Origin of the sequence: Shewanella carassii (genome assembly GCF_019670705.1) — a bacterium.
Taxonomy (GTDB): Bacteria; Pseudomonadota; Gammaproteobacteria; order Enterobacterales; family Shewanellaceae; genus Shewanella; species Shewanella carassii.
In genome coordinates this window covers 4,137,798-4,153,352 of sequence record NZ_AP024618.1, presented here as the reverse complement: position 1 = coordinate 4,153,352, position 15,555 = coordinate 4,137,798, and the positions used below count along the sequence as shown (strand labels likewise).

Here is a 15,555-nt window from a genome sequence, read left to right as displayed (position 1 = left end):
ATAACAATTTTCCACCCGGCAAATCGACTCTGTGGGCTTGCAGACTCAGCGCCGGACGGGGCGTAGGCGATACCAGATGGCCGGGATAGGAAGTTTCATCAACAACAGTGACGACATGATCAGACCGATCCCCAGCCATTGATAGCCGTCCAGTTGTTCGCCGACCAAAAATACGCCGAGCGAGACGGCCACCACAGGGTTGATCAAGGCCATCATGCCCATGATTTGCGGTCCCAGATGCTTGATGGACCAGATCCAGGCCCAGTAGCTCAGCGCCGTGCTGAAGATGGCCAGCCAAGCGATGGCGGGCCAGGTCTTGGGCTCGGGCAGTGTGGGAGCCCCTGCTACTGTCCAGGCCAGCGGGATCAGCATCAAGCCGCCGAGCAACAACTGCCAAGCACTTAGTACCAGAAGATCGCCGGTTTGCCAGCGTTGCATCCAACGGGATGACTGAGCCACCAGCAGAGTGGCACTCAGGGCGCAGAGCACACCAATCATGTCCAGCTTGGCCGAAGGATTGAGCAACAAGATCACTCCACTCAGTCCCAGCAGCGCCAGCAAGGTCCACTTCAATGCCGGCCTTTGGCCATCAAGCAGCCAGGCCAGCAGCAGAAACATCAGTGGCAGTGTGGCCCCCAGGGTGCCAGCCACGGCGCCTGGCAGGCGGTAGGCGCCCATAAATAGCAAGGCGAAGAAGGCGCCGATATTACAAAATGCCAGCAAGAGTATTTTGCTCCAGGCGAGCGAAGGCAGCTTGGGTCGCAGCAGCAATAACAGGATCCCGGCAGGCAGGGCACGCCAGACGGCGACCCAGAAAGGGGACATATCCTGCAGGTACAGGCTGACCAGGGCATAGGTGGTTCCCCAGAAGACGGGAGCCAAGAGTGCGATTAAATAGGGCATTTCTTTTCTTAAAGTATCTTTATGTGAAGATATTTTAGAATTCAGTGCTGGGATAAGCAAGCCGCATTTGAAAAAGAGCTGGATTCTCTGAGGATGATAAGTCTAACTAATTGAATATTAATTCAATCTTGATAGGTTAGTTTACCCTGCTCATCATAGACTCGGGTATGCAGCACCTTGCCATTCGCGCCTATCTCTTCCTGCAGATAGTTGTGCCCCTGCTCATCGAAGTAATTCAGAGTCTGAGGTATGAGCTTGTCCTGGTCGAAACGTTTGCTCACCTGCAACTGGCCATTGCAGTGAAAGAGCTGCTCCTCGCCCTGCTTGGCGCCTCGACTGTAGGGGGTGCGTTTGCTCAAGGCGCCATTGCTCTCGCAATAACTGAGCCAGATGCCATCGGCGGCTATCGAAGGAAAGAAACCATAATGTTGTTCGGACTGGCGCTGGCCATTGCGCCAGAAGGTGTGCTGCACCGCGGTGCGCTGCCGACGGTCGAACTGGTAGTCCAACTTGAGCCGACCGTTGGCGTAGTAACCTTGTTCCTGGAGTTTTCTGAGATTTTCTTCATCCAGATGTTCACTGAAGCTCTTTAATGAGCCATCTGGGAAATAGCTTTTCCAGACGGTGAATTTCTCGCCGTCTCGTTTGAACTGTTTCCTTCGCTCCCGCCCCTGCTCGTAAGAGATGAATTCAATCACTTTACCCTGGTCGAAACGCTTGAAACTGTCGAGTTGGCCTTGGCTATCGTAGAGCCAGAGCTCTTGGCGCTCACCGTCTCGATACAACTCCCGGCTGCGTAATTGGGTTTGCTGATATTGAAAGCTCAACTGCCAGCCGTGCAACTTGCCATTTTTATACCAGGCGCTTTGGCTTAGCAGACGCTCGGGCGGCGCGGATGTGCTGAAGCTGTAGCCGTCCCGCAGGCCATCCTTGAACTGGGCCACACTATAGCTGAGGCGATCCGGTGCTCCCCAAATGGCAATGCCGCTGAAGGGTTCACCTCGGTATCCGTCAATGCAGCCTTCGAGGTAATAACCCTGGGCGCCATTGTTATCCTTTACTTCCCGGCAGTGGATTGGCTCCAGCTCGTCAGCCTGAATGGGTAGTTGCCCCTCAGAGTGACAGCCACTCAGCAACAGTGGAATGAGTAAAAAGACCTTGAGATTCATGGCTGATCCTTGCTTGACGAAGAGCTTTATTGTCACCGCCTAAGCATCCAGGCTCAAGTTGATCACAGGTGTTTGCGCTTTTTTATCCTGAAATCCGTTTTGGATCACATCTGAACAACACTGGTGGGCGTAAGCTGGATTTGCTTGTAAGTTATTGATTATAAATAATTAATTTTCACAAATTTGCAATTGTGCAATATGCAAGTGTAAAAAGAGGTGATGAGTATGAACGTGAATCGACGTCAGGCAATGGGTCAGATAGTGGGTTTGGTTGGTGTGGCTGCAGGGAGTTCGCTGATCGCGACTACGGCCCTGGCCGCAGAGTCTTGTCCCGGAGATACCAGCATAGGGATCGGCAGTGACGGGGGCGTAGAACTGGGCACCAAGCTGCTGACCTATGTGAAATTGGACCCGATGGAGGTCGCCAAGCTGGCCTATGAAGGTTATGGTCGTGGCGGTTGCATGTATGGGGTTTTCGATGCCCTGGTGAAGGCGTTGGCGGCCAAAGGGCATGCCGATGCCTGTAAGTTTGCCGCTATTCCTACTAACCTGGCGGCCTATGGTGGCGGCGGTATTGCCGGTTGGGGAACCCTATGTGGCTGCTTGAATGCCGCGGCCATGGCGGTCAACGTCCTGGGCGGGGTCAACCGCACCGCGGTGATCCGCTCCGTGTATCGCTACTATGAACACACGCCCATGCCGAGAAATGATGAGGCTTTCCTCAAGGCGATTGGCGCACCAACCCGTACAGACAACGCCGGTGAGCTATTGACCGCAGATAAGATAGGCCAGTCGGTTGCTAACTCCATTCTCTGTCACACCTCGGTGAGCCTCTGGTCGAAAGCGAGCAAGTACGGCTCCAGTCACCAGGCGAAAATGGAACGTTGTGCCCAGTTGACGGCCGAGATTGCCTATATCACCACTGACTTCCTTAATAAGTCGCTGGACAATGCTCTGAATGAGGAAACTGTAGCGGCAGGGAATGCCGAGTGTAGCAGCTGTCACAGCAGTACCAAGCGGGAGCCAGACACCTATATAGGAACAGATGTTAACTCACAAATGGAATGCCAGACTTGCCACAGTGCTCATGATATTGGTGCCGGTTTGACCGGAGTTCACGAAGGTGCGGTCTGCAGCGATTGTCACTAGGAGGCTGTTATGAAACATAAGAGTTTGATAGTGGCGTCTTTGTTGTTATGCCTGGGCGGTTGTGACTGGTGGGACGATGATGACGATCCTGTGGTTCCACCTAAACCTGAACCGGAGCAGTCGGTATCCATCAATGAAGCCGAAAGCCTCAAGGTGGCACTGAGCGCCATGGATCCTCAAAGCCAGGCACTGACCTTTAGCCTGACTACGGCGGAGGGCAAACCCGTCAAGGATGCCGGCAGTAACTATCTGGTGATGTACCTCAAGATGCCGGCTGCGCAGGCTTCAGCCTTCTCCATGCCTTGGCATAAGGGGGTGCGTTTCGAATGCAGTGAAACCGTCGACACCTGTGCTGGCACCATGGAAGCGCTGGAGACTGAAGGCCAATATCGCTTTACGCCAGAAGGACTTGAGGAGTTGAACCAGACAGAGGGTGAACTCAAGTTGGCGGTGATCCTCACCGGGGCCAAGGCCCAGAGTGCGTTGGAGATCGTCAGCGCGCCTTGAGTGTTAAAGCCTTAAAATAGTAGCGCCCCAGGATTGCTCCCGGGGCGCTTTTTTTATTATCCGATGGCTTGACTCATCGGTTGATTGCAGGGCAATTAGAGGCTGTAGTACAGCTCAAATTCGACAGGGTGAGTGGTGCGACTGACACGCTCTGCCTCGGCTTGTTTCAGCTTGAGATAAGAGTCGATAAAGTCATCGCTGAACACACCGCCACGGGTCAGGAACTCACGGTCTGCATCCAGAGCCGCCAGGGCGACTTCCAGAGACTCGGCCACAGTCGGGATTTCCGCTGCTTCTTCGGCCGGCAGGTCGTACAGATCCTTGTCCATGGCATCGCCAGGATGGATCTTGTTCTGGATGCCATCCAGACCGGCCATCAGCAGCGCCGCGAAGGCCAGGTATGGGTTGGCCATAGGATCCGGGAAGCGGGTCTCGATACGGCGAGCCTTAGGGCTGGGTACTACAGGAATACGGATAGAAGCAGAGCGGTTACGGGCAGAATACGCCAGCATCACAGGGGCTTCAAAGTGTGGCACCAGACGCTTGTAGGAGTTAGTGCTTGGGTTGGTGAAGGCGTTCAGGGCACGGGCGTGCTTGATGATACCGCCGATATAGTACAGGGCAGTTTCAGACAGGCCGCCGTACTTGTCACCGGCAAACAGGTTAGTACCGTCTTTAGAGAGTGACTGGTGAACGTGCATGCCACTGCCGTTGTCGCCGACAATCGGCTTGGGCATAAAGGTCGCAGTCTTGCCATAGGCGTGCGCCATATTGTGAATGACATATTTCAGCTCTTGAATCTCATCGGCTTTCTTTGTCAGCGTGTTGAAGCGAGTGGCGATCTCGTTCTGACCCGCGGTAGCCACTTCGTGGTGATGAGCTTCTACAATCTGTCCCATCTCTTCTAGCACCAGACACATGGCGCTGCGCAGATCCTGTGAAGAGTCTACAGGAGCAACTGGGAAGTAGCCGCCTTTAACGAATGGCCGGTGGCCAGTGTTGCCTTCTTCATAGCTGGTACCTGAGTTCCAGGCGGCTTCTTTGGCATCGATCTTGACGAAGGTGCCGCTCATGTCGGTACCGAAACGCACGTCATCGAACAGGAAGAATTCTGGCTCAGGGCCGATCAGCACAGTGTCGGCGATGCCGGTAGCGCGCAAGTATTCTTCGGCTTTCTTGGCGATGGAGCGAGGGTCGCGATCGTAGCCCTGCATAGTGCCTGGCTCAAGGACGTCGCAGCGGATCAGTGCTGTGGTTTCTTCGGTAAATGGGTCCAGTACAAAGCTGTCTGGATCTGGCATCAGTACCATGTCAGATTCGTTGATCCCTTTCCAACCACCGATGGAGGAGCCGTCGAACATTTTGCCGTCTTCAAAGAAATCAGCATCTACCTGATGAGTCGGGATAGATACATGCTGTTCCTTACCTTTGGTATCGGTAAAGCGTAAATCAACAAACTTAACTTCCAACTCTTGCAGCTTTTGTAAAACTGATTCGACTGACATTATCAAGCCTCCGGTAGGGTAAAGGGGGTGCCCTTTGTCAACTCTTAGTATGTAGCGTCTGGCGCCTTGTTGGTCTCTATTAAGCCAGACTTGTGCCAATATTCTATTTTGTTGAAACTAAAGGGAAATATAAAATGGCGGGCCGATGAGAGAAGCATTTTTGCACCAGAATGGTGCGTTGTGTGGTCCAAAAAGGTGCGTTCACCATAATGGTGCGCGTGCTTCCCAAGCCGGATATTCATAGGTGTTTAAAAAATAATCCTGTGCGATAGCCCTCCGCTAGAGTAGAATGGCACGCTTTTTAAAGCAACCATCCGGGGAAATTGTGTTCCTCGATACGATGGTAACCCAGGTTTTATAAGGCCTGGAGGGCAATCGCCAAGTAGTCAAAAGTGGTTGCACTATTCTTTTATAATGTTGCATCCCACAGAACAGAGATCGTAAGAGGCAAAACTGTGTTAGAGAATTTACGTAACATCGCCATCATAGCGCACGTTGACCATGGTAAGACTACCCTGGTAGACAAGCTGTTGGCACAGTCAGGAACCCTGGCCACCCGTGGAGAAGCCACCGAGCGGGTGATGGACTCCAACGATCTGGAGAAAGAACGTGGGATCACTATTTTGGCGAAAAACACCGCCATTAAGTGGAACGACTATCGAATTAACATAGTAGATACCCCTGGACACGCCGACTTCGGTGGTGAAGTAGAGCGGGTTCTGTCTATGGTTGACTCAGTATTGTTGTTGGTGGATGCGCAAGATGGCCCTATGCCTCAGACTCGCTTCGTAACCAAGAAAGCCTTCGCCCAAGGCCTTAAGCCTATTGTGGTTATCAACAAGATTGACCGTCCTGGCGCTCGTCCAGATTGGGTTATCGATCAGGTATTTGACCTGTTCGACAACCTGGGTGCTACCGACGAACAGTTGGACTTCCCTATTGTGTATGCTTCTGCTCTGAATGGTTTTGCCAGCTTGGATCCCGATGAAGCCAGTGAAGATATGACGCCGCTGTTCCAGACTATCGTTGAAAAAGTATCTCCTCCGGATGCCGATGCCGATGGTCCATTCCAGATGCAGATCTCTCAGCTGGACTACAACAGCTATGTAGGGGTTATCGGTGTGGGTCGTATCAAGCGCGGTAGCGTCAAGACCAACCAGCAGGTTACTATTGTCGGTGCCGACGGTAAGACCCGTAACGGTAAAATCGGTCAGGTTCTGGGCTACATGGGCCTGGAACGCCATGAAGTGGACACTGCCAATGCCGGCGATATCGTTGCCATCACAGGTCTGGGTGAGCTGAAGATCTCCGACACCATCTGTGCTGTTGGTCATGCCGAGGCTCTGCCGCCATTGTCTGTTGATGAACCTACCATGACTATGACCTTCCAGGTCAACACCTCTCCTTTCGCGGGTAAAGAAGGTAAGTACGTGACTTCACGTAACATCCTTGAGCGTCTGCAACAGGAGCTGGTACACAACGTGGCTCTGCGTGTGGAAGAAACCGAGAGTCCGGATCGTTTCCGCGTATCCGGCCGTGGTGAACTGCACCTGTCCATCCTGATCGAAAACATGCGTCGTGAAGGTTATGAGCTGGCGGTTTCCCGTCCTGAAGTGATCATCAAAGAGATCGACGGCGAGAAGTGCGAGCCATACGAGCAACTGACCGTGGATGTGGAAGAAGAGCATCAGGGCGGCGTTATCGAGAAGCTGGGTACCCGTAAGGCCGACATGCGCGACATGCAGCCAGACGGCAAGGGTCGCGTACGTATCGACTTCATGATCCCAAGCCGTGGCTTGATCGGTTTCCAGACTGAGTTTATGACTGCCACTTCAGGTACAGGTCTGCTGTATCACACCTTCGACCACTATGGTCCCTACAAGGGTGGCGATATCGGCCAGCGTAGCAACGGGGTATTGATCTCCAACGCGACCGGTAAGGCACTGACCTTTGCTCTGTTTGGTCTGCAGGATCGCGGTCGTCTGATGATTGGCCACGCCGCCGAAGTTTACGAAGGCCAGGTAGTCGGTATTCACAGCCGCTCCAACGACCTGACAGTAAACTGCCTCAAGGGTAAGCAGCTGACCAACATGCGCGCCTCAGGTACTGACGAAGCTCAGGTACTGACTCCGCATATCCAGATGTCTTTGGAACAAGCACTGGAATTCATCGATGATGATGAACTGGTGGAAGTAACGCCTAAGAGCATTCGGATCCGTAAGCGTCATCTGACTGAAAACGACCGCAAGCGCGCCAGCCGTCAAGGTTAATCTAGCCCAGGATGTAGAGACCCAAAGCGGACTCTTCATCAAACGGCACATTAGGCCTGATTTCGGTAACTGACCGTGATCAGGCCTTTTTTCAACTGCTTATCTCTTAAGACTCTCCTTAAGTTCCACCCTTGTTCGTTTCAGCCTAGCCGCTGATGCTCCGTTGTTTGCCGTTAATGCAGGGATTAGTGACCCACGTAATCGATCATCTGTAATAGGTGCATGCGCACCGCATCCGGTGTTTGGCTTTCCCAGAAGCCCGAGGTGTAAGCTATCAAGGGCAGCAGGAACAGCAGTCCAAGGACCAGCAGCATTACCGACTTGGCCGACCAGAAATGATTGCGGCTCAGGCCGAACCCCAGCGCCGCTTTCTTGGGACAGGCGGCCACGCAGCGCATGCAGGCCTGGCATTCATCGCTGTGCACTGTATTTTTGGTATGCACTATGATGCCGGCCGGACAGGCGCGAGTGCACTTGTCGCATTTCATCCCCTTGGACTCTATCAGGCAATGCTCCGGGGCGCGGCGGATTTTCAGCGGGCTGAGAAAACTCAGCAGTCCCAGCAGGGCGCCATAGGGGCAGAGGTAACGGCAAAATCCCTGACGGCGCCAGGCGACAATGGCAAGGATCAGGCCAAAGCAGGCCAGGGTGATGAGCCCCGGAGTGATGAAAAACAGCGCCATCTTGAGATCGGCTATCTTGTGATAATTACTCTCCAGGTAGCCGGGGATCCCCATAGACGGCATGCCCAGCACTATGTAGAGCAGCGCTGCCAACAACAGATACTTGAGCATACGCAGTGGCCAGTCGAGCCAGGCAGGCGGCATAAATTCGCGTTTGATGAAGCGTTTGCGCAGGCGATAGAGGTACTCTCCGGCCAATCCCAGCGGGCAGGCCCAGCCACAGAAGGCCCGCTTGCACAGCAGTCCGGTCAACAACACCACTGCCAGCATCACGGCCGCCGCCGGGTGGGTTTGATCCCAGAGTCCCAGGGTGGCTATCGCCTTGAGCTCTATACCGCCGGCGATGGGCAGAAACGCATCCACCACATCCGGGCGTCCAATCCAGGGCGTGACTCCGGCCTTGAGCATCAGGCTGTTGATGGTGTACTGAATCGCGACCAGAAACAGGGACAGCGCCAACAGGTGCTGGCAGCCGCTGCGCAGGTTATTGATCCTGGGCTCGGATTGCAGCAAGCCGGGGCGCAGTTGCTGCAGTAATGCCAGGCTACCAACGGCTGTCAGCGTGGCCAGCAGTAACATGGGACTGCTGCTAATCAGCAGCGCGGTTAAAATCAGCAGCAAGGTGAGGCCGGCGCCGAAACGGCGGCCGCTCCACCAGAGTTGGCTGACACCATAGAGGAGTGCCAGCATGAGAGTGAGTGATTCTGTCAGTGTCATGAGAATAGAGGCCAGCAACAAACGACTGCCTATTGTGAACTCAAATAAGGGCACAAGTTCTTGAGTCAAAAAAGGAAGTGTGCAGCAGATCCAAATTTACATTCGCAGATAGAGAAATTCGTGCACTGGCTCACAGCTGAAAAAAAGCCCCGCGGTGCGGGGCTATCTCTATGGCTTGGCGGTCAGTTACCCGACTCCATTGCCGCGATAAAGCGGTTGGACTCATCGATGGATTTATTCATCTCTTTGATAAGGCCGGAGATATCGCTCTGCAGACTGGCAAACTCCCCCTTGATGGCCCCTATGGTCTGGGCGTTGAGGTTGTGCTTGAGGTAGAGCATGTTGTCTTTCATTGAGGTCAGGATAGGAGGCATCTTGCTCTCGGCACGGCGCATGCTGCGGATTAGCTGCTCGTAGGAGCGGCGGGTTTCTTTCAGCTTGGCCTGGCTCTTACTGCGCAGGCTGGCCTTGCTGATCTCACCGATTTCCCCTTGCCACTCATCGAACAGGGCTTCAGCCACATCTTCCACCTTGTTGATGCGGTTGCTGACATCATCGGCGGCTTCCTGGGCCGACTCATATTCGTCTTTGGCCTTGTTGTAAGCCTTTTCCAGATCGCCGCCGTCATGGTTCAGCAGCGCCTGCATCTCTTCCAGTGCCGAACTGAACTGCTCCTGAGCTTCCTGTTGCGATTCTTTGGCGTCTTTGACCCGGTCGACCATGATGTCACGTTTGTGATAGCCAACCTTTTCCATGGCACCGTAATAGGCACTCTGGCAGCCACCCAGCAGCAATCCCAGGCTGACCAGGGCGGTGGTGAGGATCTTGTTCATAAGCTTTCTCTTTTCTCTGTTTATGCTTTGTATTTGGCGGCATCTATGATGCACCAGAGATGGGCGATGGCACCTATGATAGCAGGAACTACCAACCACCAGAGGGCGTAACCTGTGACTGTCACCAGAAAGAAGATCAATGCGGCCAGGATCCGCCCCTGAACCAACTGTCCCAGACCCGGGAAAAATACGCTTGCCAGCGCGGCAATCACATTGCCCGCCGATCCTTGTTGTGACATTAACTCTCTCCTTTAAATTATGGGAGAAGCGCTGAACGACGGGCCTCGGCGCATGCCTATGCATAGCGCTGGCGTCATTCTCGGCTTCCTTTGCCCTGCTGCAGTGGCAGCATCACACTTTGTAATCCGGGCATTATTGTACGAAGATAGCGACACTAGACCCAGAGGATCAAGAGAAAACCGTGAGCAACAAGATAGATACCCGCAATTTCAGTTTGTTTATGAAAGGCTGCTGGCACTTCCTGCTGCACCTGAAACAGAGATTGCAGGACGATCAAATCAATATCCGAGCCGGTCATCTGGCCTATGTGACCCTGTTGTCGCTGGTGCCCATGGTGGCCGTTACCATGTCTATGCTGTCGGCTTTCCCTGTCTTCAAGGGGGTACGGCAACTGATAGAAAACTTTATTTATCAAAACTTTCTGCCGGCCGCAGGTGATACGGTTCAGGTCTATATCAACGAGTTTGTCGGCAACGCCTCCAAGGGTACAGCCGTCGGTATCGGCGCCCTGGTGGTGGTGGCCATTTTACTGATCTCCGCCATAGACAAGGCGCTGAACTATATCTGGCGCACCAAAGAAAAACGCCAGACTGTGGTGTCTTTTTCCATGTACTGGATGATCCTGACGCTGGGCCCCGTGTTGATGGGGGCCAGCCTGGCGGCCACTTCCTACTTGGTATCGCTGAAAATATTCAATGAAGCCGATACTTATGGTGTAGGTAGTTTCTTTGTCGCGCGTTTGCCATTTCTGTTTTCTGTCGCGGCCTTCCTGCTGCTTTACACTGTGGTCCCCAATCAAAAGGTGAAGCTGCTGCATGCCCTGCTCGGGGCCATAGTGGCTGCCTTGCTGTTTGAGGCGGGCAAGAAAGGCTTTGCCCTGTATGTGACTCACTTCCCCAGCTACGAGGCGATTTATGGCGCCTTAGCGACGATTCCGATACTGTTTGTCTGGGTCTATCTGTCCTGGATGATAGTTCTGATGGGAGCCGAGATCACCGCTTCTTTGCCGGAATTTCTCGATGGTGACGCCCCATTGGAGCCGCTGGATGATGACCCCGGATCGGCATAATCCGTTTGCCCGCGACTGGCTGGAGGTGGGTGGTGGCCACCGCCTGTATCTGGCGCAATTCGGCAACCCGGAAGGCATTCCGCTGCTGTATCTGCACGGCGGGCCCGGCGCCGGTTGCAGCCTTGAAGAGTTGGCACTGTTTGATCTGCGCCGCTTTCGCTTATTGTTTCTGGACCAGAGGGGCGCCGGCTTATCGCGCTCCGAGAAAGGCCTGGCGCAGAATCACTTCCAGGGCCTGCTCGATGATCTCGAGTCGGTCAGAAAGGCGCTGCAGTTGCCGCGCTGGTGTCTGGCGGGGGGCTCGTTCGGGGCAACCTTGGGGCTGGTGTACGGCGGTTTATTCCCTGAGCGGGTCATAGCCCAGACATATTGGGGCAGCTTTATCCCCTCTGCCGAGGGCCGCGATTGGCTCTATGGTGCTGCTGGCGCCGCCAGCCGTTTCCCGGTGGACTATCATGGTTTTTCCCGCTGGCTATCCAGGAGTGAGCGCAGCACTGCGGCGCTGCTGGCAAGCTATGCCAAGGGATTTACCTGTCTCAATGCCCAGGATTATATCCGCAGTTGGCTACGCTGGGAGCAGCATCTGTCTTTACCCGGGGTGCTGTTGCCGCCGCCAAGGGCGCCTCGGGACAGCAATATGGCCAGAATCGAACTTCACTATGCCCGCCATCACTATTTCGAAGCCATGAGTCTGTTTGACGCAGGGCTCAATAACTGGCCGAAACATACCCGCTTGCTGCAGGGGGAAAACGACTGGGTCTGTCCAACTCATTTGCTGCAGGCTCAGCTTGCACGCCAGACCCGCCCGGCCGAGTTGCAGCTGGTGGCCGGAGGTCATCACTCGCTGGTGGATGATAAAATGCGTCACGCCGTGGTTGCAGCCCTGTGTGCTATGGGCGACACTGCGGCCTCTTGTGAAACAGAATTAAGGAGTCAGGATTGATCGCCCTGATACAGAGAGTCAGCCGTGCCAAGGTAACGGTTGCCGATGAAGTGACCGGCGCCATAGATAAAGGTTTGTTGGTGTTGTTGGGCGTTGAACGCCAGGATGATATGGCGGCGATGGAAAAGCTGGCCACCAAGGTGATGAATTACCGGGTATTCAGCGATGACAACGGCAAGATGAACCTCAATCTGACTCAGGTCGGCGGGCAGTTGTTGGTGGTGTCGCAATTTACCCTGGCTGCCGATACCAGCCGCGGTCTGCGTCCCAGTTTCTCGGGTGGTGCCAGTCCGGCTCAGGCCGAAGAGCTCTATGAAGCCTTTGTGGCATTTTGCCGTAGCAAGGGGGTGACCACAGAAACCGGCCGCTTCGCTGCCGATATGCAGGTGGAACTGCTGAACGACGGGCCTGTGACCTTTAATTTGAGTGTTTGATATGTCTGAGCCATCACTGCTTAAGCAGCTGGAAAACACCTGGCATGGCACCATCCCCGTCAGTGCCTTTATGGGGATCCGGCCACTGGCTTTTGATGGCACAGAATTTCGTGTCGGTGCACCGCTGCCGCCCAACATCAATCTGCATCAGACCATGTTTGCCGGCAGTATTTATACCCTGTGCACTCTGTGTGGCTGGGGCATGCTCTGGCTGCAACAGCAGCGGGCCGGAGTGAGTGGTGATATAGTGCTGGCTCAGGCCGAGATCCGTTATCGGGCGCCGGTGACTGCCAATCCCGGCGAGTTGATCGAGGCCAGAGTCAGCTGGCCGGGCGTGTCACTGACGCCTTTGAGTGAAGGGCGCAGGGTCAAAGTCAGGCTGGAGGTGGAACTCTGGAGTCACGGCCTTTGCTGTGCTTCTTTCTTGGGGGTTTACGTTAGCCAGCCCAAGCAAGAGCCGACCCTGTCCTAACTGGGATTACCTGGGCTTACAGGTTCGGTTTTAACCTTGTAAGCCTTGAGTGATAAGCCCGAGATAACAGCCTTTCCTTTCTAAAAAATCGAATTTAATATCAAATTTTCTCCGCTTTTTTTCTATTTTATCCATCAGTAAACTGCTCAGCATAGATTGGAGCAAAAGCTCTGACTCAAACAAATTCCTGAATCGAAGCGGAGCAGTATCATGAGCAAAGTATTAGTTTTGAAATCCAGCATCCTGGGTGGTTACTCTCAGTCCGGTCTCTTGGTCGACCACCTGATCAAGCATTGGCAGGAGCAGGGTTCCAGCATCACAGTCAGGGATCTGGCGGCCGAGCCTCTGCCGGTACTGGACGGTGAAATTGCCAGCGGCCTACGCGGCGGCGAACAGCTGAGCGAGCGCCAACAACAGGCGTTGGCCTTGTCTGATGAGCTGATCCAGGAACTGAAAGATCACGACACACTAGTAATAGCTGCGCCCATGTATAACTTCGGTATTCCGACCCAGTTGAAAAACTGGATTGACCTGATTGCCCGCGCCGGTGTGAGTTTCAGTTACACAGAAAATGGCCCTGTGGGTCTTATCACTGGTAAGCGCGCGGTAGTGATCACTACCCGGGGTGGGGTACATAAAGACTCGACCACAGACCATGTGGTGCCTTATCTGAAAACCGTGCTGGGCTTTATTGGAATTACCGAAGTGGAAACCGTCTACGGTGAAGCGCTGAACATGGGCCCGGATGCCAACGCCAAAGGTATTTCAGCAGCTAAATCTTCGCTGGCGGCCATCTCTGCCTGAGGCAAACATCCTCTTCCACCATCAATCTGAACGCCAGTTGTTTGACTGATTTGGTTCTACTGCCCCGGAGGTGACTCCCCGGGGCTTTTTTGTGACGGCTTGTTCGGCTCGAGCGCCTTGCTGCAAAGGGGGCAAGCGGCATTAACCCCTTCCGCGGGCCACTGCTCGCGATAACGTACCCGCGCAGAGGCTTGGCCGCGATGTTGGCTTATCTGAAATCGCCCGGGCTTGCTTGTCATTATGGTTACTCAGGTTGGCAACAGACCAGCTCCTTGAAGGCGCCGCCGTTGAGCACGCAATCAAAGCCGTTGGCCCGCAGAATGTCGCAACCTTTCTGGGCGCGCATGCCGGCGCCGCAATAGAGTACAAAGGGTTCCTGCTTATTCGGTTGCTGCTTGAGCCAGGTATCCAGGGTATCCAGTGGTACATTCACCGCCTGCGGCAGGTGCCCTTCGGCGTATTCGGCGGCCGAGCGGACATCCAGTACCCTAACTCCCTTGGCGATCATCTCATGGCATTGCTCAGGGTTTAGGCGACCATCTTGTGGCGTGACGTTGGTTTGCATTTTCAGACTCTCTATCAATTAGAAATTTTTCAATAAGGTTAATCTTATGAATTTGGAAATGCAATGGCCTGGATGTTGGTCGTTTTCTCGCCATGACTGTTTTTTGTTCTATCCTTTGGAAAAAGGAAATGATTTGAAAATAGTGTATGGACAAGAATATGCCAACAGCTCTCTGGTTGCAGGGGCACAACGCTTCTGAGCGTTTGGAACGCATTCACGAGCATCTGTTGCTTAGCTACCCTTGGGTGGATCGTATCGCCTGCGCCCTGTATCACGATTCGACCGGGCTGCTAAAAACCTTTATCAACAGCACTCACAGGGGACAGGCCATAGTGGGTTATGAATATCCCATGTCCGACAGCCCGGTGCTTAGCCAGCTGGCTGACACAGGGCAGTATCGGGTGATAGACGATATCAAGGCCAATATCTTGCCGGAAAACAGCCATTCGCGTTGGTTGCTGGAGCAGGATTACAACTCTTCCTTTACTGTGCCCCTCTACGATGAACAGAGGTTTCTGGGGTTTCTGTTTTTCGATTCATACCGTTTGGCGGCCTTCGATGCCAAGGCGCAGCGGGATATGGTGCTCTATGCCAACTTGATCAACATGTCTCTGTGCGCCGAACTCAGTGCGGTGCGCACTATTCTCGCCTCGGCTCAGGTGGCAAGGGACTTTGCCGACCTGCGCGACTTTGAAACCGGCGCTCACCTGGATCGCATGGCGGCCTATTCGGGCCTGATCGCCAGCATAGTCGCCCCCAAATACGGCCTGAGTGATGAGCAGATAGAACATATTACCCAGTTTGCGCCGCTGCATGACATAGGCAAGATAGGTATTCCGGACAAGGTACTGTTGAAGGAAGGGCCCTTAAGCATAGACGAGCGTACTCTGATGGAGACCCATGTGGATAAGGGCGAGTGCCTGATCCGCAAGGTGCTGGGGGATTTCGGTCTGGCGCATCTGCCGGATTCGGCGATCATGCTCAACATAGTGGCCTGTCATCATGAGTACCTTGATGGCAGCGGTTATCCCCGATGCTTAAAGGGGGAAGCGGTGCCGATTGAAGCCAGAATAGTGACTGTGGCGGATATCTTCGATGCCCTCAGCAGTGAGCGACCCTATAAGCAGGCCTGGCCACTGGATGCCTGTTTTCGTGAGTTGAGAAGCATGGTGGCCGCCGGCAAACTGGACGGTCACTGCGTCGAAGCCTTGGCGGCTTCGACTACACAGATCCTGGATATCATGGGGCGCTGCCGCGACGACAAGGCAGCCTGAGAAGAGGCCTGCAGTGCC

Annotated in this window: 16 protein-coding genes; 9 read left to right on the top strand and 7 right to left on the bottom strand. The window is 54.1% G+C overall.

Annotated elements, in window-relative coordinates:
• Positions 1–45 precede the first annotated feature (45 nt).
• A complete protein-coding gene (locus K5621_RS18575; RefSeq protein ID WP_221050002.1) occupies positions 46–903 on the bottom strand; it encodes a DMT family transporter in 858 nt (285 codons plus the stop codon).
• A 122-nt stretch (positions 904–1,025) separates the two neighbouring features.
• Positions 1,026–2,072 (bottom strand): toxin-antitoxin system YwqK family antitoxin, encoded by a 1,047-nt coding sequence (locus K5621_RS18570; protein ID WP_221050001.1) that lies wholly within the window; start codon positions 2,070–2,072, stop codon positions 1,026–1,028.
• A gap of 225 nt (positions 2,073–2,297) precedes the next feature.
• Here K5621_RS18570 and K5621_RS18565 point away from each other — a divergent pair, with 225 nt between their 5' ends.
• Complete coding sequence (locus K5621_RS18565; protein ID WP_221050000.1) at positions 2,298–3,221, top strand: C-GCAxxG-C-C family (seleno)protein; 924 nt, start codon at positions 2,298–2,300, stop codon at positions 3,219–3,221.
• Positions 3,222–3,230: 9 nt separating this feature from the next.
• Positions 3,231–3,728 carry a hypothetical protein gene (locus K5621_RS18560; protein WP_100143380.1) on the top strand — a complete coding sequence of 166 codons (498 nt, stop codon included), beginning with the start codon at positions 3,231–3,233 and terminating at the stop codon, positions 3,726–3,728.
• A gap of 95 nt (positions 3,729–3,823) precedes the next feature.
• Here K5621_RS18560 and glnA read toward each other — a convergent pair whose 3' ends face one another.
• Positions 3,824–5,233 (bottom strand): glutamate--ammonia ligase, encoded by a 1,410-nt coding sequence (gene glnA, locus K5621_RS18555; protein ID WP_100143381.1) that lies wholly within the window; start codon positions 5,231–5,233, stop codon positions 3,824–3,826.
• A 455-nt stretch (positions 5,234–5,688) separates the two neighbouring features.
• On the opposite strand from glnA, the gene typA reads away from it, so the two are divergent.
• Positions 5,689–7,503 carry a translational GTPase TypA gene (gene typA / locus K5621_RS18550; protein WP_221049999.1) on the top strand — a complete coding sequence of 605 codons (1,815 nt, stop codon included), beginning with the start codon at positions 5,689–5,691 and terminating at the stop codon, positions 7,501–7,503.
• Positions 7,504–7,688: 185 nt separating this feature from the next.
• Here the strand turns inward: typA and K5621_RS18545 are convergent, their stop codons facing one another.
• From K5621_RS18545 to K5621_RS18535, 3 genes are all read right to left on the bottom strand, one after another.
• Positions 7,689–8,903 (bottom strand): 4Fe-4S binding protein, encoded by a 1,215-nt coding sequence (locus K5621_RS18545; RefSeq protein ID WP_100143472.1) that lies wholly within the window; start codon positions 8,901–8,903, stop codon positions 7,689–7,691.
• A 182-nt stretch (positions 8,904–9,085) separates the two neighbouring features.
• Positions 9,086–9,736, bottom strand: a complete 651-nt coding sequence (locus K5621_RS18540) for a DUF2959 domain-containing protein (RefSeq protein WP_039034687.1) — start codon at positions 9,734–9,736, stop codon at positions 9,086–9,088.
• A gap of 20 nt (positions 9,737–9,756) precedes the next feature.
• A complete protein-coding gene (locus K5621_RS18535) occupies positions 9,757–9,975 on the bottom strand; it encodes a hypothetical protein (RefSeq protein WP_028780047.1) in 219 nt (72 codons plus the stop codon).
• Between the two features lie 182 nt (positions 9,976–10,157).
• Here K5621_RS18535 and K5621_RS18530 point away from each other — a divergent pair, with 182 nt between their 5' ends.
• The 5 genes from K5621_RS18530 (at position 10,158) to K5621_RS18510 (ending at position 13,698) form a co-directional block, all read left to right on the top strand.
• Positions 10,158–11,045, top strand: a complete 888-nt coding sequence (locus tag K5621_RS18530) for a virulence factor BrkB family protein (RefSeq protein ID WP_226684670.1) — start codon at positions 10,158–10,160, stop codon at positions 11,043–11,045.
• The gene (locus tag K5621_RS18525) at positions 10,996–11,988 is read left to right on the top strand and encodes an alpha/beta fold hydrolase (protein WP_245003111.1); all 993 of its coding nucleotides are present in this window, start codon (positions 10,996–10,998) and stop codon (positions 11,986–11,988) included. The genes K5621_RS18530 and K5621_RS18525 overlap by 50 nt, the downstream gene beginning before the upstream one ends.
• Complete coding sequence (dtd, locus tag K5621_RS18520; protein ID WP_028780049.1) at positions 11,985–12,422, top strand: D-aminoacyl-tRNA deacylase; 438 nt, start codon at positions 11,985–11,987, stop codon at positions 12,420–12,422. The genes K5621_RS18525 and dtd overlap by 4 nt, the downstream gene beginning before the upstream one ends.
• A gap of 1 nt (position 12,423) precedes the next feature.
• The gene (locus K5621_RS18515) at positions 12,424–12,894 is read left to right on the top strand and encodes a thioesterase domain-containing protein (protein WP_221049998.1); all 471 of its coding nucleotides are present in this window, start codon (positions 12,424–12,426) and stop codon (positions 12,892–12,894) included.
• A gap of 210 nt (positions 12,895–13,104) precedes the next feature.
• Complete coding sequence (locus tag K5621_RS18510; protein ID WP_100143384.1) at positions 13,105–13,698, top strand: FMN-dependent NADH-azoreductase; 594 nt, start codon at positions 13,105–13,107, stop codon at positions 13,696–13,698.
• Between the two features lie 244 nt (positions 13,699–13,942).
• Here the strand turns inward: K5621_RS18510 and K5621_RS18505 are convergent, their stop codons facing one another.
• The gene (locus K5621_RS18505) at positions 13,943–14,263 is read right to left on the bottom strand and encodes a rhodanese-like domain-containing protein (protein WP_044735420.1); all 321 of its coding nucleotides are present in this window, start codon (positions 14,261–14,263) and stop codon (positions 13,943–13,945) included.
• Positions 14,264–14,421: 158 nt separating this feature from the next.
• Here K5621_RS18505 and K5621_RS18500 point away from each other — a divergent pair, with 158 nt between their 5' ends.
• The gene (locus K5621_RS18500; protein ID WP_245003110.1) at positions 14,422–15,537 is read left to right on the top strand and encodes an HD-GYP domain-containing protein; all 1,116 of its coding nucleotides are present in this window, start codon (positions 14,422–14,424) and stop codon (positions 15,535–15,537) included.
• The last annotated feature ends 18 nt before the right edge of the window (positions 15,538–15,555 follow it).